The following is a 23154-nucleotide window of genomic DNA, read 5'->3' as shown; positions in this document are numbered from 1 at the left end:
GCACTTCATCCGATTGATCTCCGTTCCCCAGCGATGCGCTCTTCACAGGGCGTTTCGCTGGGGTTTCTCATGTCATAGGGCGTCGGATGAAATCGAAGGGGTGGGGATGGGCATTGACGCCCTATGATGTGCGACAGCCGAAGGCGCGGCAAAGTCAAACTTTGCCGCGCCTTCGGCTGTCGATTGTGCGCCGCGTTAGGAGCCGTGGCGCGGCGGGAGCTTACGCCGCGATGGAAAGCACCTGGACGCTCTCCGCATTAAATTCCGCAACGATATGCTTGAGCGTCGCGTCGAAATCCTCGTGCGCCACCTGGCAGGTGCCGGCGGGCGCATGGCCGCCGCCGCCGTGGGCGCGCATCACGGCGCCGACGTTAGCGCGCGAGGAACGATTGACGATGCTGTGGCCGCAGGCGAACACGCAGTTCTGGTTGCGGAAGCCGTTGACGATCCAAATAGAGACATTCTGCTCGGGCCACATCGCATACACTAAGAAGCGATTGCCGCAGAAGATCGGATCGACGTCGCGCAGGTCCGTCACGATCGTATCGCCGACGGTCCGTGTGCGCTCCACCAGCATCTCGCGGAAGAGTTTGTCCTGCTCGAAATAGCGCACAACTCGCTCCTGAACGTCGGGCATTTCTAAGATTTCTTCAATCGTCATCGTCATACACGCATCGATCAGATCGTACATCAATTGGTAGTTGCTGATGCGATAATCTTTGAAGCGGCCCAGACCCGTGCGTGCGTCCATGAGGAACGAGAGGAGAGCCCAGCCTTTGGGGTTGAGGATCTCGTCGCGGCAGAACTGCGCGGAGTCCGCCTTGTCCACTTCGAACATCATCACTTCAATGCCGGGGAAACGCGCGGCGCCGCCGTAGTAATCGTAGATCACGCGCGCGGCGCTGGGGGCAATCCGGCATTCGCCGACGAACTGCTGCTTGCCGACGACCCGCTCGATCTCGGTGGCGTGATGGTCGAACCAGAGGCCGCAGCCGGGCATGAAGGGGACATTCGCGAGAATATCCTGGCCGGACACCTCGAACGCTCCGTCCTGCAAGTCCTTCGGATGCACAAATTTAATCGAGTCTACATCCTCGACCTGCTTAAGTAAGACGGCGCAGATCAAACCGTCGAAATCGGAACGCGTGACAAGACGCATATTAGTCCTCCTGATGACACTCACTAAGTATTATTGGCAGATGACCGTCGGAAGCATAGGGGCGCCAAACTTGACTTTTTGGGTGGCGGGCGGCTATAATGAGGGCTGGAAAGTGTAGGAATTATGGCTGATCTCATACAAGTCGATCTTCTCCCCAAAGTCTCCCTCGGTCTTGCCGAAACGCCGGTCGTCGCCAATCGCCGTATCCCGGAATGGCTGACGATCAAGCTGCCGAAACGGCGAGATATCGGAGAAGTGACCGACTTGATGCGCTCCTCCAAGCTGGTGACTGTCTGTGAGGAAGCGCGCTGTCCGAACCTGGGCGAGTGCTGGTCCAAGCGCACCGCGACCTTTATGATCATGGGCGACACTTGCACGCGCTCTTGCCGGTTCTGCGCCGTCAAGACGGGCAAGGGCGCCGCCCTGGATCCCCAGGAGCCGAAGCGCCTTGCCGAGAGCGCCGCCGCGCTTGGTCTGAAGCATACGGTCGTGACCAGCGTCAACCGCGACGAGCTGCCCGACGGCGGCTCGCACCACTTCGCCCAAACCATTCACTGGCTGCGCGAACTGCTGCCGGATACGATCATTGAAGTGCTGACTCCCGACTTTTTGGGGAACAAAACGAACATTCAAACCGTCGTAGATGCAAAACCCCATATTTTCAATCACAATATTGAAACCATCCCGCGTCTTTACCGAAAGGTGCGCCCTCAGGCGCGCTACAGCCGCTCGCTCCAGCTCTTACAGTATGTGAAGCAGGCGGATCCCGAGATTTACACCAAATCCGGGTTCATGGTCGGATTTGGTGAAACCAAGGAAGAAGTCGTGGCGCTGATGGAGGACCTGAAGGCGCATGACGTGGACGCGGTCACCATTGGGCAGTATCTCAAGCCAGGGAAGAATTATCTCGATGTGGTCGAGTATGTACATCCGGACCGCTTCGCGGAATACAAAGAGATTGGTGAGCAAATGGGCTTCCTGTTTGTCGCCAGCGGCCCCTTTATCCGGTCTTCCTACAACGCCAAGGAGTTCAGCGATAAGTTCCTGGCGATGCGCGCGGCGAGCCGGGACGCTGCGTAACGCCCCGCAGGTGCGAAGCGTCTTTCGTTTGGCCCCCTTTGGGAGGCCAACGGAGGCATGAGACTTCGTAAACCACCATCGCCCGCGCGTCTCCCGCGCGGGCCCATACTTCCCCGTCCCATCCGCTGGGCGAATCGCCTGCTGCTGATCGGTCCGGTGACAGCGGTCGCGGTCGCCGCCGCCGTGTCCCTGCATGGCGTCTGGCTCCTGCTCAGCGCCGATCTTCCTCCGATTCTCGCCGCCGAAATCTCACGACAGATCAAGCACGAAGTCCGCATCGGCCGGGTGGCGTATTCGACGCCGGGCGTGCTGACGGTTGAGAATGTGTCGGTTTCCACGGGCGCGACGTTCGCGGAGCGCAATGGGGAAGCGGCGCTGATCGCGCCGCGCTTGACGGTTTATTACGACTGGCGCGCTCTGGTTTTTGACAGCGGCAACGCCGCGCACGCCGTCGGCGACGTCATTTTGGAGCGTCCCCGCCTGCTTGTCGAACAGTTTCCCAACAAACGGTTCAACTTCTCCGATATCCTGGAAACGAAAACCAAAAAGACCGGTAAGCCGTTCGCGGGCCGTGTGATCATCCACGGCGGCGCGCTCAGTTTTCGGGATTATTCGGCGCCGAAAATGGGTCGCCAGACCATGGCTCTCACCAATTTACTGGGCGTGGAGGCAGTGGTCGATCTTCGATCCGAGCAGACAGCGTACTTCAATGTGGCCGGGCAGGGAAATCAGAACCTGTTCAACAGTCTCGTGCTGCACGGAGCGGCGTCTCGCAAGACGGCGCACAATTTCCGTCTGGTGCTGGACGGTCAAAACTTTGACGCTGCTTACTGGGCCGCCTACGCCCGCGCTCTGCCGCAGGCGCACATCGCCGCCGGACGCGCGGATGCCCATCTGCTGCTATTTTCGCCGAGCAAGACAGCGCCTCTGGATATCGCCGGAAACGTCAGCGTGCGCGGTGGCGTGGTGTATCAGAAAGACGCCCGCGTGCTGCACGGCCCCGTCCGAGACATCACTGGCCAGGCGAGTTTCACGCAATCGGGTCTTTCGTTGAATGGGGTAGCTTCGGTCGCCGGCCAGCCGTTTTACGGCCAGGGAGTGATCCTCGATTTCAAGCATCCACAGGTCACCCTGACGGTCGGATCGCGCGGTCTGTCCGTGGCGGCGCTGTCCTCCGTGATTCCCCAGCTTCGAATGCCCAAAGGCGTTTCGGCGTCTCCCGTATCGGTTGTTGCGCGAATTACTGGACCGATCATGGCTCCGGCCATCGTCGGAGACATCGTCGTCCCTTCCATGGCGATCCAGGGCAATATTCTGCGGGATGTTCGCGCGCACGGCGTCTATGCGAACAAGATCGTTTCCGTGCCGCTGCTCACCGGGCGGGTGGGGCAGGGAACGGTCTCACTGCGCGGTTCGGCGGATTTGACGAACAAAAAGCCGCTGATGAGCTTTGCTGGACGCGGGCAGGGACTGGATCTTTCGCAGCTGCGTACGGGGCAGCCCACGAAGACGTCAATCGGTGGTTTTGCCGACATCGCGTTCGTCGGCGGCAACGCCGGACGGCCACTCACGATCGTCTCCAATGTCACGGTCGCGCATGCGCGCTTGCAGCAAACTCTACTACAGTCATTCAAGGGACGGCTGACCTATGTGGACGGCCAGGGGCTGACGCTCAATCGCGTTCTGATCGCTGACGCGCACGGCGCCGGCACCGCGAGCGGAAAGATCCTGCTGACGGGCAAAGACCCCGTGCTAGATCTTTCCATCAACGCCGCTTCGCTCCAGTTGGGACCGCTGCTGAAGCCCTACACAAAACAAGATATCGACGGCCTGGCGTTCTTCCAGGGACGGCTGACGGGAACTGTGTCGGCGCCGCGCGCCGAGGGCGACCTGCACCTGTTTCACGCGCATATCGATAATATCAATCTGGACGCCGTGACCGGGCGGATTGCCGCCAGCCCGAACGGCATGCGTCTTCAGGACATCTATGTGCGCCGTTACCCGGCGCGGGCGTATATCGACGGAACGATCACGAAGATCGCCTCGGGCAATCCCGTGCTGGATCTGCGTGCGAGCCTCGCCGAAGGCAATATTCCGGACTTCATGGCGCTGGTCGATCCTAAGGCGCAGCAGAAGGCGGACAAACTGCTGCGCAAATCCAAGGCCGCCACCGTGGTCGCGAACGCTTTGCCGACCGTCACCGGTGTTGCATCGGGTAAATTTCAAATCTCCGGCCGCTTGAAGACGCCGCAGGTGACCGGGTCTGTGGCGATCGATCACGGCTCGGTCAACGCGTACCGGATCGACCACGCACAGGCGAATATCGCTTATGCGAACAAGACGATCCATCTGGACAAAGCCGTTGTGCGGTCCGGCTCGGCGACAGTCACCGGGGATGCTCAGTACAATTCGGCGACAGGAAAGGTCAACGGGATCTTCGCCGGCACGAATGTCTCTCTCTCCCGGTTCCATCGCTATACCAATCCGATCGCCAATGTGCTGGGGGATATCGATTTTTCGGGCTCGGTCGGCGGAACCGTCAAATCGCCCGCCGTCACATTCGGCCTTGTCGGCCGCGACCTGAGCGTCGACGGACAAAAGCTGGCGCTGTTTACGGGCTTTGGGTCTTATCAGAACGGCTTGGTGAAGAGCACGGGAGACCCCTGGGAGTTTGATTTCCAGACCGTGCGTCCGGACGGCGCGACCGACCACATCCGATATATCGTGGATGCGTTTCGTGTGATGCTTCCGACCGCGCAGGCTCCGAAGCGGCGTCCTAGTTTAGCTCTCACCGCACACATTCCCGCCGATTCTCCGGAGACCGTGGCGCATCTGGTGGAAACGGTGCGCAACAGCAAATATGGAGATACGCCTGGTGGACAGTCGCTGCTGGCGAAGATCGACGCGCTGCCACGCCCGCTCGCCGCTCGCCTGTCTCTGCCGTCATTCTCTCTGAATGGCCCATTGAACGCGCTGGCCGCGCACGGCGAACTCCAGCTTGACAGCGCCCAGCTTGGGACAAACTCTGTCAACTCGCTGAACGCTAAGTTTGGCTATGAACCCGGAGAAAAAGGGCGTTCGCATCTCGACTTGATCGGCAAGGAGATCAGTGTCGCCGGCGTCGCGCTGAGCGACTTGACCGCAAGCGCAGAATACGCCAACCGCGTGGTGACACTGGACAGCCTGCGAATCTCCAATGAGAAATCGCTGCTCACGGCGAGCGGGACCGCAGATCTTGACGGCGCCATCGACGCCACTCTCGAAGCGTCCTACGTTCCGCTGTCAATCTTCAACACCTTCCTGCCGAAGACTCGGTCGCTGGGCGGTGAAGTCAGCAGTTTGTACGTGAGCGCCAGTGGCCAGACTAAATCGCCGGATCTGACGGCCTCCATCAGTTTGACAAACCCTGGGCTTCAGGCGCGCGTCAAGCCCGCCGTGGTTTCGGGAACGGAGTCGGCGGATCAGAGTGTTTATACGCTGGATAGCATCCGGAGCAGCACAATTACGGTCGCGAGCGCGCAGCCGGGCGGCGCCAAGGTGCTCACCATCGGGGATCTGACGGCGTACAAAGATGGAAAGCCTCTGGTGACCCTGTCTGGAAGCGTGCCGTTCCGATGGGATCGCCTGGACCCGGCGATCGCGAGCCTGCCGACGACGGAGCCGCTGCACGCCGAATTGAAGCTGATGGATCTTTCGGCGCTGGCGGCGGCGTCGCCGAGCATCGATCCGGCCAGGACGAGCGGCGCCGTGACCGCGACCGTGGATATCGCTCCCGGCGCCTCCGACCGCGCCATTCAGGGCAAGGTCACCATCGCCAAAGCGAGCCTGGGCGTTTCCGGCGCGGATACCTCTCTGACGGATCTCAACGGCGTGATTGGTTTTAATGACAAATCCGCCTCGATTTACTCGATGAGTGGCAAGTCGAGCAAAGGCGGGGGCTTTCAAATTTCGGGCGGCGCCACTTACGGCGCCGAGACCGTACTGGATTTGCTGCTGCATCTTGACGGCCTGCAGATCGACGAAAGCAGCCGCAAGACTTATCTGGTTAAGAACTACAATGGCGCCGCGCAGGGTAAACTGACAGGCGAGCTATCAATTACCGGCCCTTTGAAGAGCCCGCTGCTGGCGACGCCGGCGGGGGCGCCGATGCTGGTGAGCAGCGCGACGATCGGTATTCCGTCGACCGCGCCGCCCGCCGGGCCTGGGTCCGGGGCGCCCGCCTTCGATCCACGTTTCGATATTCATGTGCAGCTGGAAAAACCGGGCAAGACGTTTTCCGCGCGGACAGGCCTGCTGCGCGCCGACTCCAACGGCGACCTGTCGCTCGCTGGCTCTTTGGCGGCGCCCAAGCTGGCCGCACATTTGAATGTTTATAAGGGGCAGTTTATCCTGCCTCCGTCGACCCGCCTGAAGTTCATCAAGCCGGTCGGAATCGTGGATTTGCGTTATCCGGCCACTGACGCCACCGGCAGCGGCGAAAAGGTGCTGGAAAAACGCGTGGATCTTTACGCGCAGGCGGCCGTGTCCATTTCGCCGTCCATGCTCGCCGCGAACCAATCGTATGCGACGGGCGGTTTCTCCGGTGCGGTCAACAGCAATAATCAGTCGAACAACGCCAACTACGATCGGCCGCAGCGCTATACGATCACGGCGCATATCTACGGTCTGCTGGACGATCCGGACCATCTGACGATCGAACTCGATTCTAAGCCCGGCGGGCTCTCCCGGTCACAGATGCTCGCCGCCCTTGGGTCCCAGGGCGCATTCATGGGCCTGATGGCTGGTTCCAACAGCGCGGAGACGGCGATCAAACAGCAAGTAGGGCAGGCGCTGGCGTCGATTGGCGTTCCCATGTTACTGGAGCCTTTGGAAGATCAACTGGCGACCGCATTCGGACTGTCGAGTGTTGTGGTAGACTATTCGCCGGATACTCAAAGTTTCGTCACGCTGACCAAAGATCTTGGACACCGCCTGGAGCTGACTTATTCGCATAGCTTCGGCTCGCGAGAGACCAGCTCGGTAAATTCGCTGATCGCGGCGCCCCAATATACGCTGAAGCTGGGGTATTCGCTGACGAACCGGCTGCAGCTGAGCGTTTCGACGGATGACCAGAAGAATAATACATTGGCGTTGGAGGGCGTATTCGGGTTCTAACGTCCGCGCGATCCTGCGACTTGAACCCCTTGGTCCCGGCGGGGCCAAAATAAACGAAACTTTTTTTACCGCTTTTTGTCCTAAGGATTGAAGTTATGGCGCAGGCGCCGCGCGCTCGCTGGAAAACTAAGGCCGATGGGGATGTCCAGCAAGTCTCCGGCCCGGAAGAAGGTCTGCGCGGCGCAGCGGAAGCATTGGAAACGAAGAGAGCACAAAATGAACTGCTCCACGATTTTGATGCGCTGGTTGAGCGGTATAATAAACCGCTGTTTAACGTAATCTATCAGTGGATCGGCGATTACGATGAGGCTGCGGACCTCACGCAGGAAACATTCGTTTCGGCGTACAAGGCGCGCGAGCAGTTTCGAGGCGACGCTCAGGTGTATACCTGGCTCTATCGAATCGCGCACAATCATTGTAAGAACCGTTTTAAGCAGAGGGACCGCGCGCGGCAGGCCGAAGGGCCGTCGCTGGATGCCGGCGTCTCCGGAGACGGGGACGATATGGTTTCGGAAACCCGCGAAATCGCTGACTGGAGCTTCTCGCCCTCGCGGGTGCTGGAGCAGAAAGAGCTGCGGGCTCTTGTCCAGCGCGCCGTGGACAGTCTCGCCTCCGAGTACAAAGTGGTGCTCGTGCTGCGTGAAATGGAAGGCATGTCGTATAACGAGATTGCCGACGTGACCGGGCTGACGATGGAAGCTGTGAAGACGCGCCTCAACCGGGCGCGCGGCATGGTTCGCCAGCGTGTCGAGCCGTACTACAAGACATAATTGTGAGGCCCCAGTCAATGCGAGGATACTTGCAGCGCTGGGCTTCAAAAAAATCATAACAGAAGACTTGAAAATCTCGCGCTTCGAGCCGACACAAGGGAGCATTGTTGTTTGACAATCTGGAATAAACATCGAGCGAACGCCGCAAAGTCCGCGTGCATGCTCGCGATTACCGTCTCCATGCTGGCCGATGGCTTCGGCGCCTCGCATCTTGCGATGGCTCAGGCCGCCGATCCCGCACCCGCTGCGCCAGCGATCACGCTTCCCGATTCCGGCGAAGCCGCGGCGCCGCCTACGCCCACCGCTCCCGCCTTGAAGGGCAAGATTACCGAAGTTGTGATCAAGGGAAACCAAACGATCTCGACCGACGCCATCCAAGCCGTTCTCTCCCAGAAGGTCGGCGATCAGTATACGCAGGATGGCGCCGAAAAGGATCGCGAAGCGGTCAAGAACATGGGCTACTTCAACGGCGACATCGGCCTGAACGCCGTTCAGACGCCGGACAATGGCGTGCAGGTGATCTACACCGTCGTCGAAAATCCGGTCATCAAGAAGATCAGCTTTACGGCGAATACGCCCACCGGCGAACCGACGATTCCCGCCGATAAGCTGAAGTCCCTGATGGAGATCAAGGAAGGACAGGTTCTGAACACCACGGTGCTCGTGCGTGATCTGTCACACTTGTTCGACCGTCAGACAGGGTATGTCCGGTCGCAGGGTTACATTTTCGATGTTAGTTCGGATATCAATATCGACCCGAACTCGGGCACGTTAACTATCCCGCTGATCGAAGCGCACATCGAAGCGATCCAGATCAAGGGCAACAAAAAGACGAAGCCCGTGGTGATTACGCGCGAAATGCGCAGCAAGGCCGGCGATGTTCTGGATGAGCGGCGCCTGCAGAAAGAACTGACCAAGGTCTATAACCTCGGATTGTTCGATCAGGTCGGCCCATTTGAAGAGATCCCGACCGATGTCGGCAAGGTCATCATCTCGATCCCGGTTGTAGAAAAGCGCAGCGGACAGGTCTCCGTGGGCGTCGGTTATTCCGACCGTGCGAAGCTGGTCGGCCGCGCCGAGCTTGCCGAGAACAACTTTCGAGGCCTTGGCGAGCGCGTCAGCCTGACATGGGAAGTCGGCGGCAGCAGCAGCCAGAGCGATCTGGAGCTTGGCTTCTTCGAGCCGTATCTGGACAAGCACCATACGTCGCTAAACGCCAATATCTACGACCGTGCGATCTACCGTTTTGCTTCGGATACGTTCAACGGCACGTCGGGCAGCAACAACACTTACATTGAGAAGCGACGCGGCGCCATGCTGAATTTGGGACGCCCTTTGAGCGACACGTTCAATGTCGGCATCTCGGGACGCACGGAGCAGGTACGCGCCAACGATGTTGAACTGCCGCCCGAGGACCTGTTCATCCGCCAGGTCGGCAACGTAAGCGCCTTAGGCCTCAACGCTACCAGCAATACGCGTGACAATGATATTTCGCCGGCCGGCGGAGGCTTGCGCGCCATATCGCTCGAACTTGGCGTCGCCAACACGACGACGGTGAACAATGCGCCCGGCCCGCTTCAGCCCGGCCGCCATGCGTTTACCAAGCTGGGGGTCGATCTTCGCCAGTATATCAGTCTTCAGGGGCCGCGCAAGCCCGGTGACTTCCGCGAACCGAAGCGCGTCATCGCCGTGCGCCTGCTGCTGGGGGCTACGAACAAGAATGTGCCGTTCTTCGAACAGTACTTCCTGGGCGGCGCCGATTCGCTGCGCGGCTATCAGACGGACCGGTATTGGGGCAGCAAGCTCGCTCTGTTCCAGTCCGAGCTTCGCATCCCGATCGGCAAGGATAATAACTTGCAGGGCGTTCTGCTGGCGGATATCGGCGACGCCTGGGGAAGCATTTACCAGGACTCTAGCTTGAAGCAGCACGACACGATGTCGCTGTCGTCCAACTTCGGCTTCGGCGTTCGCCTGGTGACCCCGATCGGCCCGATCCGCGTCGACTACGCTGTCGGCCGCGAGGGTGGTAAGACGCAGTTTAGTATCGGACAATCGTTTTAATCGGAACCCGCGGGGGCGGCTCGTCGTCTAAAAGACCAGCGCCCTCCGCAGTGACTACTGTGAATGGATACCTTATGATGACTTCATCGACATATCGATTTCGGCAAATGATGACCTGTGCGGCGGTTGCGCTGACGCTGGCCGGCGGCTCGGTTTTGGGCGGCTCGCGCGCCGCTTACGCGGCGGATGCGCCCGCGTTCGGCAGCGTGGACTTGCAGAAGATCCAGGCTGGATACACCAAGCGCGCGGACCTGGAGCGCAGCATTCAGGACATCAATGTTCGTCTGTCTAACCAGCTCAAGACCCAATCCGGGAGCGACATGCTGAACTTGCAGCAGCAGCAGGAGCTTCAGGCGCTTCTTTCGAAGACGGCTCCCACCGACGCCGACAAGGCCCGGATCACGGCGCTTCAGGAGCAGTCGAACAAGGACGCCGCAGAGCTGACGGCGCTGCAGCAGAAGGCGAATGCGACAGCGGACGAGAAAGCGCGTATGAGCGCGCTGACGAATCAGCGTAAACAGGGCCAGCAGATCTTACAGCAGATCAGCGAATCTTACAGCGAGCAGTTCAAGACTGAAGCGGATAAGATCAACGGGCAGTTTACCGACAGCGTGAAGCAGGCGATCGCCGCCGTGGCGAAGGATAAGAACTTGTCCGTAGTCTTTGATTCGGCAGTTGCGGTTTATACCGCAAATGATATTTCGGATGAAGTGCTCAAGCGGCTCAACAAGTAGCATGAAGAGCCGACGCCTGGGAGCGATCGTCTGCATCGCCGCCTTAGCCGCCGCCGCCGGCTGCGCGCGCAAGCCGCCGCCTGCGGTCGTGATGCGCTCGGGCGTCGTGGATTTGGATCGGCTCACACCGATGCATCCGGGCTGGCGTAATATCGGTCAGTTCGACGAGGCGATCGCCGAAGTGCGCAAAGGGGCCACGGCTGAGAAAAATGTGCTGGGAGATGTCTCGCTGGACACCTTGCCGGCGATTGAGATTTCCGCGCCGCGTCGTCCCGATGTGGGGCTTGATGCGGAACGGGCCCGACTGGAGGCGCTGGGCGTTCGGCAGATGTCTCTGCTGCGGACGCGCAGCGCGGAAGAGCGCAGCCTTCAGCTGACCCGGGAGCGCCGTGTCTGGCGGGTGGAGGCGGAGCAGCAGTATCAAACTGCTTTAGCCGATATCGAGAAACGGTTCGCGGTGGATTATGACCGGATCATCGCCGAGCAGACGCAGGACAAGCTGAACTTGATGCTTCAGATTCGAGCGCTGCGAAATACGATCGATCATTGGAAGCTTTCGACGCCGCCTGCGCCGGAGCTGCTTCAGGCGAAGCAGGAGCTTGTAGACAAAGAAGCGCTTTATAACGCGGCGGACACGAAATTGACGGCGTCAATCGCCGCCGCCAGACTGCGTCGCGCGAACGAAATCGCAGGGGCGGTCGAGGAGCGAGCGAGTTACGTCACACAGAAGTACGCCGCGCTGGAGACTTCGCTGAAAGCCGAGGATGCTCGCCAGGCGGATCGTGAGGCGAAGCGACTGCGAACCGAGCGTGAGGGATTGCTTGCGGAGATCGGCGCCGCGGAAACAACGAGCGCGCCTCTGGTGGGAACCCTGGCGGCGCAGACCGTCTCAGAGGCGGCGCTCGCCCAGGGCTGGAACGCGCGGAGCCTGGCTGGCGGTGAGGAACGTATCGCCAAGCAGCGGGACCGCTGGCGAAGTTACCTGCGAGCGGATGCGCGGATCGCCGCACTGGATGTCGCGACGGAGAAAAATTTGTCGATTATGTTTGGAAAACCCGGGCCGGGAGCGAAGGATCTGACAGCCGAGGTCGCCACGGCTTTGAAAGCCGGCGTGTGGAAAAGCGAGATCACATCGTCCACGAGCGATACTACATCGCAGACACTCGATTCGAGCATGACCGCGGGAAGTAAAAGGAACTGACATGCAAACAACGGTAGGACAGCTTGCGGAGCTGATTCAAGGATCTGTGGAAGGGGACGCTAACATTCCTATCCTGGGCATCTCCAGCATTGAAGACGCGCGCGACGGCGACATCACCTACGCGGAGAACGAGAAGCTGCTGAGCAGCGCCGGCCGCTCGCAGGCGTCCGCCGTGATCGCTCCGGCGTCGGGTCAATCTTCCGACAAGCCGCTCATCCGGGTCAAAAATCCGCGCTTCGCCTTTGCGCAGGTTTTGCGCATCTTCGCGCCGGAACCCAAGGTTTACAAGGGCATCCATCCGACCGCGATCCTGGGCGAGAGTTTGACGACGGGCGAGAATGTCTCCATCCACTCGATGGCGCATGTGGGCGACAACGTCAAGATCGGCGCAAACAGCGTGATCTACCCGTTCGCCTACATCGGCGACGATGTCGTGATCGGCGAGAACTGTGTGATCTATCCCCACGTCGTGCTGCACAACAACACGGAGATCGGCGACAGCGTCGTGATCCACAGCGGCAGCGTGCTCGGCACCGACGGCTTCGGCTATATGTTCATCGAGAATCGGCACTATAAGATCCCGCAGATCGGCCGCGTCATTATCGAGAACGATGTCGAGATCGGCGCCAATGTCACGATCGACCGCGCCCGCACGGGCTCGACGCGCATCGGCTCCGGCACCAAAATCGACAACCAGGTGCATATCGGCCATAACGTCTCCGTAGGCCGCAACTGCGTGATCGTTGCGCAGGTGGGTATCTCCGGCAGCGTCGATATCGGCGACGGCGTGATCCTCGCAGGACAGGTCGGAATCAAGGACCATGTCACGATCGGCGACGGGACCATCGTCTGCGCGCAGACAGCGGTTATTAGCGATCTGCCCAAGGGATCGTTCGTCTCCGGTCCCTATGGACGGCCCCATCAGGCTGAGCTTCGCGCCAAGGCTTTGCAAATGAAACTGCCGGATATATTCCAGCAGATCAAGGACCTTGAGCGCCGCCTCGCGGAATTGGAACAGGGGAAGAACCAGTGACCCTGGGTCTACCTCGCCTTCGCCAAACTCTCCAAAACCCTTCGGAACGTTTTCAAGGACTCGCGCTTCACTCCGGCAGGGATGCGTGGCTGCGTCTCCTGCCCGCCGAAGCGGGCAGGGGACTTTTGTTTGTCGACGCCGAATCCGGGCAGGAAATTCCCGCGCGCACGGAGAACCTCGGAGATACGTCTCGGCAAACGCAGATCCATGCGGGCGGGCGTACGCTTTCCACGGTTGAGCATTTGCTTTCGGCGCTGGCGGCGCTGAGGGTGGACGACGTCCGGATCGAGGTTTCCGGACCGGAACTGCCGATTGCCGATGGCAGCGCGGCGCCCTTTATCACACTGATCCAGGCGGCGGGCATCGCCGCGCATCCCAGCGCAACCGCTGTGGAGCCGCTGGTTCTGCGCGAGCCGCTGCTGCTGACCGGCGCCGCCGGTTCATCGGCGGTGGCTTTGCCCGCGCCGCACTTTCAGGCGACCGTGGCGCTTTCGTATCCGAACCATCCGTATCTTGGACATCAGATCGCGACATTCGATGCGATGACGGACGATTATGCATCCCAGATCGCGCCGGCGCGGACGTATGGTTTTTTGTCCGAGATCGAGCAGCTGCATGCGCGAGGATTGGGTCTGGGTGCGTCGTATGACAATGCGCTGGTGCTGGGAGAAACCGAATACGTGACGCCGCCGCGCTTTGAGAACGAGCTGGCGCGTCACAAGCTGCTGGATTTGATCGGCGATCTGGCGCTGACGGGCCGCCCGCTGCACATGCACATAGTCGCTGTGAAACCGGGCCACCAGCTGAACACCGGGCTGGCGCTGCTGCTCAGCAAACTGTAAACACTGGTCAAAATTTCGAAGATTGGCGGACCGATCCGCTTCGTTTTGTGAGTACTGCTGTTAGGAGATTGATTTGAAGATGCTCGATATCGCGGCGATTAAAGAAATTTTGCCCCACCGCTATCCATTTCTTCTTGTGGACCGGGTCCTTGAGCTGGATCCCGGCAAACGCGCCGTCGGAATCAAGAACGTTACGGTGAATGAAGAGTTCTTTCAGGGGCATTTCCCTCAGCGCCCGATTATGCCCGGCGTTTTAGTGATTGAAGCGATGGCCCAGATCGGCGGAATCATGATCCTCGCTGTCGAGGAGCACCGCGGGAAGCTGGCGTTTTTAGGAACGATCGATAACGCCAAGTTCCGCCGCCCGATCGTCCCCGGCGACACACTGAACATCGAGGTCGTCCTGATACGGGCGCGTGGCAACACAGGCAAAGTGCATTGCACCGCCCGGGTTGAGGACCAAGTCGTCGCGGAAGCGGAGATCATGTTCGTCCTGTCAAAGCCGGAGTAAATTTTTGCGGCAGTCCCCAAGGCGCTCTGAGGCGCCCTAAGGAAAGCGGCGAGTTTGGAGCAGGCTTCGCTGGAACGGACGCGAAGCTGGAGAAAGTCTGACAGAAACGATGATACATCCCACTGCGGTAATTGACCCGACTGCGCATATCGGGAAAGACGTTCAGATCGGCGCTTATTGTGTGATCGGCGCTGAGGTTTCGATCGGCGACGGATCGCAACTGCGCGCGCACGTCGTGATCGAGCCGTACGTCACCGTGGGCGCCGGCTGCGAGATCTTCTCGGGCGCGGTCCTTGGCGGCATCCCGCAAGACCGAAAGTTCAAGGGCGAGAAAAGCTTCTTGATCATCGGCGACAACAACGTCATTCGCGAACACGTTACTATCCACCGCGCCGCCGGCGCGGGCAATGAAACACGGATCGGCGACGGCAACCAGATCATGGCGTACTGCCATATCGGCCATAACTGCATTATCGGCAGCGGCATCACCATGGCGAACATGGTGGGCATCGCCGGTCATGTGGAGGTGGAAGACCGCGTGGTCCTCGGCGGCATCGTCGGCATTCACCAGTTTGTTCGCATCGGAAAGCTGGCGATGATCGGCGGCTATTCCAAGGTCGTGCAGGACATCCCGCCGTTTATGATGGCCGATGGCCGTCCCTGCAAAATTTTAGACCTGAACGTCATCGGCCTGCGCCGCTCTGGAGTTTCGGCGCACACGCGTGCGGATCTGAAGCAGGCGTACAAAACGCTGTATCGTTCGAGCATGAACATGTCGCAGGCACTGGAAACGATCGAGACCGACATCGATGAAAGCCCGGAGCGCGATTATCTGCTTTCCTTTATCCGAAATATCCGCTTCGGATCGAACGGCCGTCAAAACGACGCCGCGAGAAGCTAACGGAGGCGGCTGCCTTTAGGAGCGCCCATCCGTATGTCTGAGCGACCGATCACAATCGCCATTGTCGCCGGAGAATCTTCCGGCGACCGGCAGGGCGCAGCGCTGCTGGAAGCGCTCAGGAGCCAAACCGCGCCGCGCCGCGTCGAAGCGTGGGGCATTGGCGGCAAGCTGATGGTCGCCGCCGGCGTCAAGCTGCATTACAACAGCGAGCCGTGGAGCAGTATCGGCATCGCCGCAACGCTGCTCAATATCCCTTATTTGCTGAGCGTGCGTGCGAACATCAAGCGCGCGCTTCAGGCCAATCCGCCCGACGCTCTGGTGCTGATCGATTCCGGCGGATTCAACGTTGAGATCGGCCGATGGGTCAAAAAACGTGGCGTCTGTCCCGTCTTTTACTATTTTCCGCCCGGATCGTGGCGCAAGAACACGCGCCCCATATCGCCGAAGCGTCCGCTAAACAAGTTGGCGGAAGCGACGGACCGGATCGTCACTCCGTTCCCATGGTCGGCGGACTATCTGAACAGCGGCGGCGCGGACGCGCATTTTGTTGGTCATCCGCTGCTCGATCTCGTCAAGCCGCAGATGACCGATCAGGAGTTTTACGAGCGCTTTGGTCTGGACCCTGTACGGCCGATCGTCGCGCTGCTGCCGGGAAGCCGGGTCTTCGAGCTGACCCATATTCTTCCGCCGCTGATTGGCGCGGCTGGGGAGATCTCCCGCCGCATCCCTGGCGTGCAGTTCGTGCTCGCTCTCGCTCCGTCCGCGCCGCGCGCCTATGTGGAAGAAATGATCCGTCGTGAGCAGCGGCAAGGCGGCCGCGCCGCGCGTTTGCAGCTATTCATGCATCAGGCGGGCGACAAGCTGGCGCAAATCGCGCATTCGACGCTTCCCACGCCTTCTCCCCAGATGGCGACGACGGAGGGGCTGACGCTTCCCGCGCCCTCTGAAGAGGAAGCGCATCCGCTACGAGAGCGGACGATCCCGAACCAGGCCCCGCTGGTGATTACCGAAGACCTGACCTACGATGTCATGAGCCGCAGCGATCTGGTGATTACAAAGTCCGGCACATCGACGCTGGAAGCCGCGATCCTGCACAAGCCGATGATCATCGTTTACCGTGTCTCCAGCCTGATGGCGATGGAGTATCGCCTGCGCAAGCCCAGCCTGAGAGTGACGCATATCGGTATGCCAAATATCATGGCGGAGGAAGCGCTGTTTCCGGAACTGCTGCAGGACGACGCCACCCCGGAGAAGATCTCTGAACTCGCTGTCGGCATTCTGCTCCAGCCGGAGCGCTTGATGTCGATGAAAAACCGTGTGACCGAGCTGGTGCATCGCGTCTTGGGCGAGCCCGGCGGGGTCGATCGCAGTGCGAAACTGCTTCTCGATCTCATTGAAACCCATCCGCGTCGTTAGGGACGCTTTAACTTTTTGACCCGCATGACAAGTTCTGAAAATCCGACAAACACGCCGCCCGTCGGCCGGCCTCCTTTTCTCGTGCGTCGCCGCACGATGTTCACCTGGCTCATTCCGCTTCTGCTGATGGCCGCCGTTGTCCTGGTTCGCCCCGGCATGCATCTCGACGCCGCCTTCATTGCTGGGATTGTTCTAGTATTCTTAGGGGAAGTCGTTCGATTCTGGGCGGCCGGCTATATCTCCAAGGACGCTGTGATCGCCACCGGCGGTCCCTACGGCTATGTCCGCAACCCCCTTTACTTCGGTTCGCTGCTGCTTGCAATTGGCTACGGCCTGGTTTCGGGGCTGGGGTGGGGTGGAGTGATCGCCATGACGGCGTTATTTTTTCTCTTCCATTTGGCCGCCATTCGTTTTGAAGAAAGCTTCCTGAAGGTTAAGTTTGGTCAGCCGTACTTAGACTATCTTGGACGTGTTCCCCGCATTATCCCGGCCCTCAGCCCGCGCACGCGCGGCGACGGCGTATACACCTGGGCGCAAGCGATCAATAATCGGGAACATCTTTCGGCCCTGTTTGCCGTAGTGTTCGTTATTGCATTGACTGTTTGTCGGCTACTGGTGTTAAAACATGGATAAATCTCGGGACGCTGATCTTTCTCGGCGTGTGCGCCGGCTCCTCGGCGTCTATTTGTTTTGCGATAAGTGGTTGCTGTTTGTCGCGATGATCTCGGCGATTGGTTTGGGTGGGACGGGGCTGCTGAGCGCGAAGATCATGGCGGATCTCTTCGATGCGCTCAAAGCCGGCAACGCCTCGAAACTCAATATTTACAGCCTTGCCATTGTCGGCGTGTATATTGTCCGCTGGTTCTTTGTCTACGGGGAAATGGTTTATTTCGCCGAAGCCGGGCAGCGGCTCGGGCTGCGTTTGCGCAGCGCGATCTACGCCCACTTGCAGAGCCTCTCGCTTCGCTTCTTCAATAAGCAGCGGACCGGTGCGCTGATGTCAACTATCAACAACGATGTGCCGCTTTTGCAAAACGCTATCGCTGGCTTGAAGGATTTGGCGCCGGCGCCGTTTCAAGTGATTGGCGGCATCGCCATTTGCATCTGGATCTCCCCCAAGCTTTCTCTGGCGGCCATGATCGTCATTCCCTTGATGGCGGCCATCATCAACTGGCTTACCAAGCAGATCAAGCAGATTACCACGCGCACGCAGGATAAACTCTCTGACGTCAATACAATCATGGAAGAGACGCTGAGCGGTATCCGTGTGATCCAATCATTTTCCGCAGAGCAGCATGAGATCGCTCGCTTCGATCGAGAGAACCATAACGCCAAAGAGCTGTTTATGGAGAGTATGCGTCGCCAGGCAAATCTCAAGCCGAGCGTCGATGTGATCGGCGCGATTGGAATTGCATTTGCGCTTTGGGTCGGCGGTAACTTGGTCGTTAGCCAGCAGCTGTCTTTCAAGCATTTGGTGTATTTTATTGGGCTGCTCAATCAGGTGGCGGTTGGCCTGAACGGCTTGAGCGGAGCGAAGGTTACCTGGGAGCAAATCCGAGCGGCAAGCGAGCGTATTATGGATAATGTGCTCGATGTCGAACCAGATATCCGCAACGCTGAAGACGCCCTGACATTGCCTGAAGTCCAGGGACTCATTGAGTTCCGAAATGTGGACTTCGCTTACGTGCCTGGGACGCCTGTCCTCAGCGATATTAGCTTTACGATGAAGCCCGGCGAAGTCGTCGCGGTGGTCGGTCAGACCGGTTCGGGCAAGAGCACGATCGCCGATCTCATTCCCCGATTCTACGATCCTGACGGTGGCTCGGTGATGGTGGACGGACATGATTTGCGCTCCGTGACGATTGGCTCGCTGCGCAAGCATATCGCCATCGTGCCGCAGGAGACGATGCTGTTTGGCGGGACGATCCGCGACAATATCGCTTACGGGACCCCCGACGCTACGGATGAAATGGTGGAGCAGGCGGCGCGGGCTGCGAACGCCCATGACTTTATCTCGAACCCGAATGTTTTGCCGGACGGGTACAATACGATTGTCGGCGAACGTGGAAAACAACTTTCTGGCGGCCAGCGGCAGCGTGTGGCCATTGCTCGGGCGCTGATCAAGAACCCACGCATTTTGATTCTGGACGAAGCGACCTCGGCGCTGGACAACAAGTCTGAAACACTTGTGCAGCAGGCGCTGGATGAGCTCATGCAGGGGCGCACAACGCTTGTGATCGCGCATCGGCTCTCTACGATTGTCAACGCCGATCGCATTCTCGTCATGCAAAACGGCCGGATTGCCGAATCGGGAGCGCATGCGGAATTGCTGCGGATTCCCGGCGGCATTTATTCACAGCTGTACGAAACGCAGTATCGGTGGGAAGCCGAGACGCCGGTCGCTAGCGCGCCCCTATGAAACAACGCTTTTTTTCCCTGATCATCGCCGTGCTTGCCTGGACGGTGTCACGAACTGTCCATCTGCGCGCTGTGCGGGAGGATCAAGTGGAGAAGATTCGGAGTGAAACCGGAAAAGGAGTCATTCTGGCCACCTGGCATGGCCGGACCCTGCTGCCGATCACACGGTTCCACCGCCGCAGCTACTGGGCGATGATCTCGACCTCGCGCGATGGGGAGTACCAGTATTGGATCTTCAAGCGCTTTGGGTTCAACATCGTGCGCGGATCGTCTTCGGCGCGGGGCGCTGTCGAAGCGACCTTGAAGCTAATCAAGGCCCTGAAGGGCGGGGGAGTGCTGGCGCATACGCCGGATGGTCCGCGAGGCCCCAGCCGCAGCGCCCACACCGGCACCGTCTATCTGGCGATGAAGTCGGGCTGTCCCATTATCCCGGTGGGCATCGGCGCATCATCGTGCAAATTGCTGAACACATGGGATCAGTATATGATCCCAATGCCGTTTTCGAAGGCTGTTATGCTCTACGGCGATCCGATCTACATTCCGTCGGACGCTAAGAGCGAGGAAGAGCAGCAGCACTGGACGCAGGTCATGGGGGAGCGTATCGACGCCCTGGAAGCCGAAGCGGAGCGGATGGTCGGGCGGAAAGTTCCTACCGCGCAGTCGGCGGGAGCCGCGCGGCGATGAGTTCGGGATTGGAGCAGTATTTGCTGAGGGCGATCGCCGCCGAGAACCCGTCCACCGGCGCCGGACCCAGTGCGGCGCGTGGCGCGCTCGCCGGCCTGGCGACGCTCTACGATGGCGGCTTGGAACTGTACCTCGGCGCGGAGCGTTTTGGTATTAGAAAACGCGCGCGTCTTCCGGTTCCCGTGATCAGCATCGGCAACTTAACGGTCGGTGGAACCGGCAAGACACCGATGACGGCCTATCTTGCGGATCGCTTAACTGTTGCAGGAAAGCGCATTGCTATTCTAAGCCGCGGACATGGCGGCGAATCGCATTCAGTGCGCCACGTTTCGGACGGCGACGGTCAGGTTTTACTCAGCGCCGCGCAGGCGGGCGACGAGCCAACTCTGCTTGCGGCGATGTGCCCGACTGCTCCTGTGTTAGTGGGGAAAGATCGGCGTCTGTCAGGACGTGAGGCTCTGCGCTGCTGGGCGTTAGATGCGTTAGTCTTGGACGACGGTTTTCAGTTCTGGCAGTTGGAGCGCGATCTAGATATCGTTCTTCTGGATGCGAAATGCCCGTTTGACAATGGATATCCCTTGCCGCGCGGACTATTGCGAGAACCCAAGCGCCATCTTTCGAGGGCTGGAATGATCGTCGCGACGCGCGCGGATCGTATCAATTCTGATGCTCGTCAGATTTTAGTTGCTGAAGCCGTACGTTTGAACCCAAGCGCGCCGTTGTTTTTCGCTTCGCACGCGCCGTCGTCCTGGGTTCGTGTTGGGGGCGACAGCTCGGAAACTCGGCCGCTGGAAACCTTGAGAGGCGTCGAAGTCGTCGCAGTTTCGGCAATCGCGCAGCCAGAGTCGTTTCGTCAGACGCTGCTTGCAGCGGGCGTCGAGATCGCCGCATTTTTGGTTCATGACGATCACCATCCGTTTACCGCGGAAGATGTGCGCGTCGTCGAAGCCGAGCTTTCGAGCTCTGGCGCCGCAGCGATCGTTATGACGGAAAAAGACGCCGTGAAGTGGAGCGCCGTAACCTCGGCGAACTCCACGCCGGCTTATGCGCTTCGGATCGCGATGGCGGTCGAAGAAGAAGCGCGTTTTATGGAAGAAATTGAGCGCCGCGTGTTTCGCGCCGCGCCGAACGTACAGATAAGCGCATGAAAAAGCGGTATTGGCAAGCCTTCGTTCGGAATACCTTTCGCACGCTTCTCTGGGGACTGCGTCTTGTCCCCTGGAAGCCAGCGCTGGTGTGGGCGACGGCGATGGGGTCTCTCGGATACAAAATGTCCGCGCGTTATCGCAATGTCGCCGACCGGAATTTGAAAGCCGCCTACGGTGATCAGATGAATGAGCGAGAGCGGCATGCGCTGATCAAAAAAGTATTTCAGCACTTCGCACGGACCACATTGGTCGAGTTTTTGAAGGCGCCGACGCTGACGCCCGAGCAATTGCGCAAATTCGTGAAGGCCGATTCCTACGCCTATATCGAAGAGCTGCTGTCTCGGGGCAAGGGCATGATCCTGGTGACGGCGCACTTCGGCAACTGGGAACTGCTCGCGCGTCGCGCGGCGCTGGAGGGCTACGAGTTCGCCGTGGTCGCCCGCCAGAGCGACGATCCGGCGTTCAACGAGATTACGGACAAGCTGCGCGAAAATGGGGGATACGTCGTCCACCCGCGCGGCGCCTCGCCCAAAGCGCTGCTCCAGCGGCTGCGCAAGGGCGGCATCATCGCGATCCTGCCGGATCAAAAGTCCGAGGATGTCTTTGTCCCATTCTTTGGCCGCCTCGCTGGCACCGTGGCCGGACCGGCTGTGATCGCCCTCAAAACCGGAGCGCCGATCCTGCCGATGTTTTGCATTCGCGAGCCGGATGGAACATATCGGATGGAGCTTCGGCCCGAAATCGACATCACGTCCACGGGGGATACGGAGCGCGACTCCATTCGGATTATGGCGGATCTGACGGCGGTGATCGAGGACGTGATCCGCAAGCATCCGGAACAGTGGCTATGGATGCACGACCGATGGAAGGTTCCGCCGCCGACGCATCTGGCCGAGGAATATGCGGCGCGAACAAGGCAACATGACACTCCCTCAAGTCCCATCGCCGGTTAATATTCAGAAGCCGCCACTGGACGGGGTCAAACGCCTGCTGATCGTGAAGACGAGCAGTATCGGCGACATTATCCATGCTCTGCCTGCGGTGGAGGCGATTAAGAAGGCGCGTCCGGAACTTTCAATCGGCTGGGTCGTCCGCAAGCGCTGCGCGAGCGTTCTGGAAGGAAACCCCATCGTTGACGCCCTGCACGTCGTTCCGAACAAGCCAACAATGAGCGACCTGTTTTCCATCCGCCGGGATCTGCACGCCCGGCCTTACGATTGCGCTCTGGACATGCAGGGCCTGGGACTCAGTGGTCTGCTGACCTGGCTGTCCGGCGCGCCGATCCGCATCGGGATCGATCGCAATCGTGAAGGCAACGCGTTTTTCATGACGCATCCGATTGTTCCAGCCAAGCTGGGTGGGGAGCACGGCGACCGCCATGCCGTCGATATCCTCTATGGTTTCTCATCACTGTTCGGCGCCCCCCCCCTGTCAGGCGGGTTCCCAGCGCAGCATTATCTGACAGACGGGATTGCTTCGGATGTTCTGGCGGATGTCCGCTCACTCAGTCGCCCGCGCATCGCGCTCAATGTCGGCGCTTCCTGGGAATATAAGAAGTGGCCGATCGAGCACTGGGTGGATCTTGCGGAGACCCTGATCGAACAGGGACGCAGCATTGTCTTCGTTGGTGACGCCAAAGATGCTGAGGTGGTTGGTCAGGTCAAGATCAAAATGCACGCCGCTGAGCCGATCGTGGACGTCTCCGGTCGAACCACGTCGCTGCGCGAGCTGGCGGCGGTTTTGGAAGCCTGCGATGTCCTGGTGACCGCCGATACCGGGCCGATGCATATGGGCGTCGCGGTGGGAACGCCCACCGTCGCATTATTTGGAGCAACAAACCCGGACCGCACGGGACCGTATGGCGACCGAAATATTGTCTTGAATATGCATCTGTCCTGCTCGCCTTGCTATCGAAAACCGACCTGCGATGGCCGCGTCGACTGTATGCGCGCGATCACACCTGACATGGCGCTTGAGGCGGTGGAGCGCGAACTGGCAACAGCCGCCAAGCCGGTTTAGTTTTAAATTATGCGTAAGATCCT

General features: G+C 59.7%; 18 protein-coding genes. 17 read left to right on the top strand and 1 reads right to left on the bottom strand.

From position 1 onward, the window contains the following. Positions 1-220: 220 nt before the first annotated feature. Entirely contained in the window at positions 221-1159 is a 939-nt protein-coding gene (locus ABIZ35_RS18960; RefSeq protein WP_348221485.1) for an exopolyphosphatase, read from the bottom strand. Between the two features lie 123 nt (positions 1160-1282). Between ABIZ35_RS18960 and lipA the strand changes: the two genes are divergently transcribed. The 17 genes from lipA to ABIZ35_RS18875 all read left to right on the top strand — a co-directional run bounded on the left by lipA (position 1283) and on the right by ABIZ35_RS18875 (position 23131). Further along, positions 1283-2239, top strand: a complete 957-nt coding sequence (gene lipA / locus ABIZ35_RS18955) for a lipoyl synthase (protein WP_348221484.1) — start codon at positions 1283-1285, stop codon at positions 2237-2239. 57 nt (positions 2240-2296) lie between these two features. Next, positions 2297-7393, top strand: coding sequence for a translocation/assembly module TamB domain-containing protein (locus ABIZ35_RS18950; protein WP_348221483.1), 5097 nt, complete (start codon positions 2297-2299; stop codon positions 7391-7393). A gap of 95 nt (positions 7394-7488) precedes the next feature. Continuing rightward, positions 7489-8163, top strand: a complete 675-nt coding sequence (locus ABIZ35_RS18945) for a sigma-70 family RNA polymerase sigma factor (RefSeq protein ID WP_348221482.1) — start codon at positions 7489-7491, stop codon at positions 8161-8163. A 111-nt stretch (positions 8164-8274) separates the two neighbouring features. After that, positions 8275-10224 (top strand): BamA/TamA family outer membrane protein, encoded by a 1950-nt coding sequence (locus tag ABIZ35_RS18940; protein ID WP_348221481.1) that lies wholly within the window; start codon positions 8275-8277, stop codon positions 10222-10224. A 74-nt stretch (positions 10225-10298) separates the two neighbouring features. Further along, entirely contained in the window at positions 10299-10958 is a 660-nt protein-coding gene (locus tag ABIZ35_RS18935; protein WP_348221480.1) for an OmpH family outer membrane protein, read from the top strand. Between the two features lies 1 nt (position 10959). Further along, positions 10960-12159 (top strand): hypothetical protein, encoded by a 1200-nt coding sequence (locus ABIZ35_RS18930; protein ID WP_348221479.1) that lies wholly within the window; start codon positions 10960-10962, stop codon positions 12157-12159. A gap of 1 nt (position 12160) precedes the next feature. After that, the gene (lpxD, locus tag ABIZ35_RS18925) at positions 12161-13192 is read left to right on the top strand and encodes a UDP-3-O-(3-hydroxymyristoyl)glucosamine N-acyltransferase (RefSeq protein WP_348221478.1); all 1032 of its coding nucleotides are present in this window, start codon (positions 12161-12163) and stop codon (positions 13190-13192) included. Next, complete coding sequence (gene lpxC / locus ABIZ35_RS18920) at positions 13189-14034, top strand: UDP-3-O-acyl-N-acetylglucosamine deacetylase (protein WP_348221477.1); 846 nt, start codon at positions 13189-13191, stop codon at positions 14032-14034. The genes lpxD and lpxC overlap by 4 nt, the downstream gene beginning before the upstream one ends. A 79-nt stretch (positions 14035-14113) precedes the next feature. Next, a complete protein-coding gene (fabZ, locus tag ABIZ35_RS18915) occupies positions 14114-14545 on the top strand; it encodes a 3-hydroxyacyl-ACP dehydratase FabZ (RefSeq protein ID WP_348221500.1) in 432 nt (143 codons plus the stop codon). A gap of 109 nt (positions 14546-14654) precedes the next feature. Then, the gene (gene lpxA, locus ABIZ35_RS18910) at positions 14655-15446 is read left to right on the top strand and encodes an acyl-ACP--UDP-N-acetylglucosamine O-acyltransferase (protein WP_348221476.1); all 792 of its coding nucleotides are present in this window, start codon (positions 14655-14657) and stop codon (positions 15444-15446) included. A 33-nt stretch (positions 15447-15479) separates the two neighbouring features. Further along, on the top strand, positions 15480-16862 hold the full coding sequence (locus tag ABIZ35_RS18905; RefSeq protein WP_348221475.1) for a hypothetical protein: 1383 nt from the start codon (positions 15480-15482) through the stop codon (positions 16860-16862). A gap of 24 nt (positions 16863-16886) precedes the next feature. After that, positions 16887-17495, top strand: coding sequence for an isoprenylcysteine carboxylmethyltransferase family protein (locus tag ABIZ35_RS18900; RefSeq protein WP_348221499.1), 609 nt, complete (start codon positions 16887-16889; stop codon positions 17493-17495). Continuing rightward, a complete protein-coding gene (locus ABIZ35_RS18895) occupies positions 17488-19281 on the top strand; it encodes an ABC transporter ATP-binding protein (RefSeq protein WP_348221474.1) in 1794 nt (597 codons plus the stop codon). Before ABIZ35_RS18900 ends, ABIZ35_RS18895 begins: the two co-directional genes overlap by 8 nt. After that, the gene (locus tag ABIZ35_RS18890; protein ID WP_348221473.1) at positions 19278-19964 is read left to right on the top strand and encodes a lysophospholipid acyltransferase family protein; all 687 of its coding nucleotides are present in this window, start codon (positions 19278-19280) and stop codon (positions 19962-19964) included. The genes ABIZ35_RS18895 and ABIZ35_RS18890 overlap by 4 nt, the downstream gene beginning before the upstream one ends. Continuing rightward, positions 19961-21112: a tetraacyldisaccharide 4'-kinase gene (gene lpxK, locus ABIZ35_RS18885; RefSeq protein WP_348221472.1), complete on the top strand. Its 1152-nt coding sequence runs from the start codon at positions 19961-19963 to the stop codon at positions 21110-21112. The genes ABIZ35_RS18890 and lpxK overlap by 4 nt, the downstream gene beginning before the upstream one ends. Next, positions 21109-22065 (top strand): lysophospholipid acyltransferase family protein, encoded by a 957-nt coding sequence (locus ABIZ35_RS18880; protein ID WP_348221471.1) that lies wholly within the window; start codon positions 21109-21111, stop codon positions 22063-22065. Before lpxK ends, ABIZ35_RS18880 begins: the two co-directional genes overlap by 4 nt. After that, complete coding sequence (locus ABIZ35_RS18875; protein ID WP_348221470.1) at positions 22034-23131, top strand: glycosyltransferase family 9 protein; 1098 nt, start codon at positions 22034-22036, stop codon at positions 23129-23131. Before ABIZ35_RS18880 ends, ABIZ35_RS18875 begins: the two co-directional genes overlap by 32 nt. Positions 23132-23154 lie beyond the last annotated feature (23 nt).

The organism is Capsulimonas sp., assembly GCF_039929585.1.
Classification (GTDB): Bacteria; Armatimonadota; Armatimonadia; order Armatimonadales; family Capsulimonadaceae; genus Capsulimonas.
Note: the sequence above shows the minus strand (reverse complement) of the source record. Positions and strands in the feature narration are given on the sequence as shown.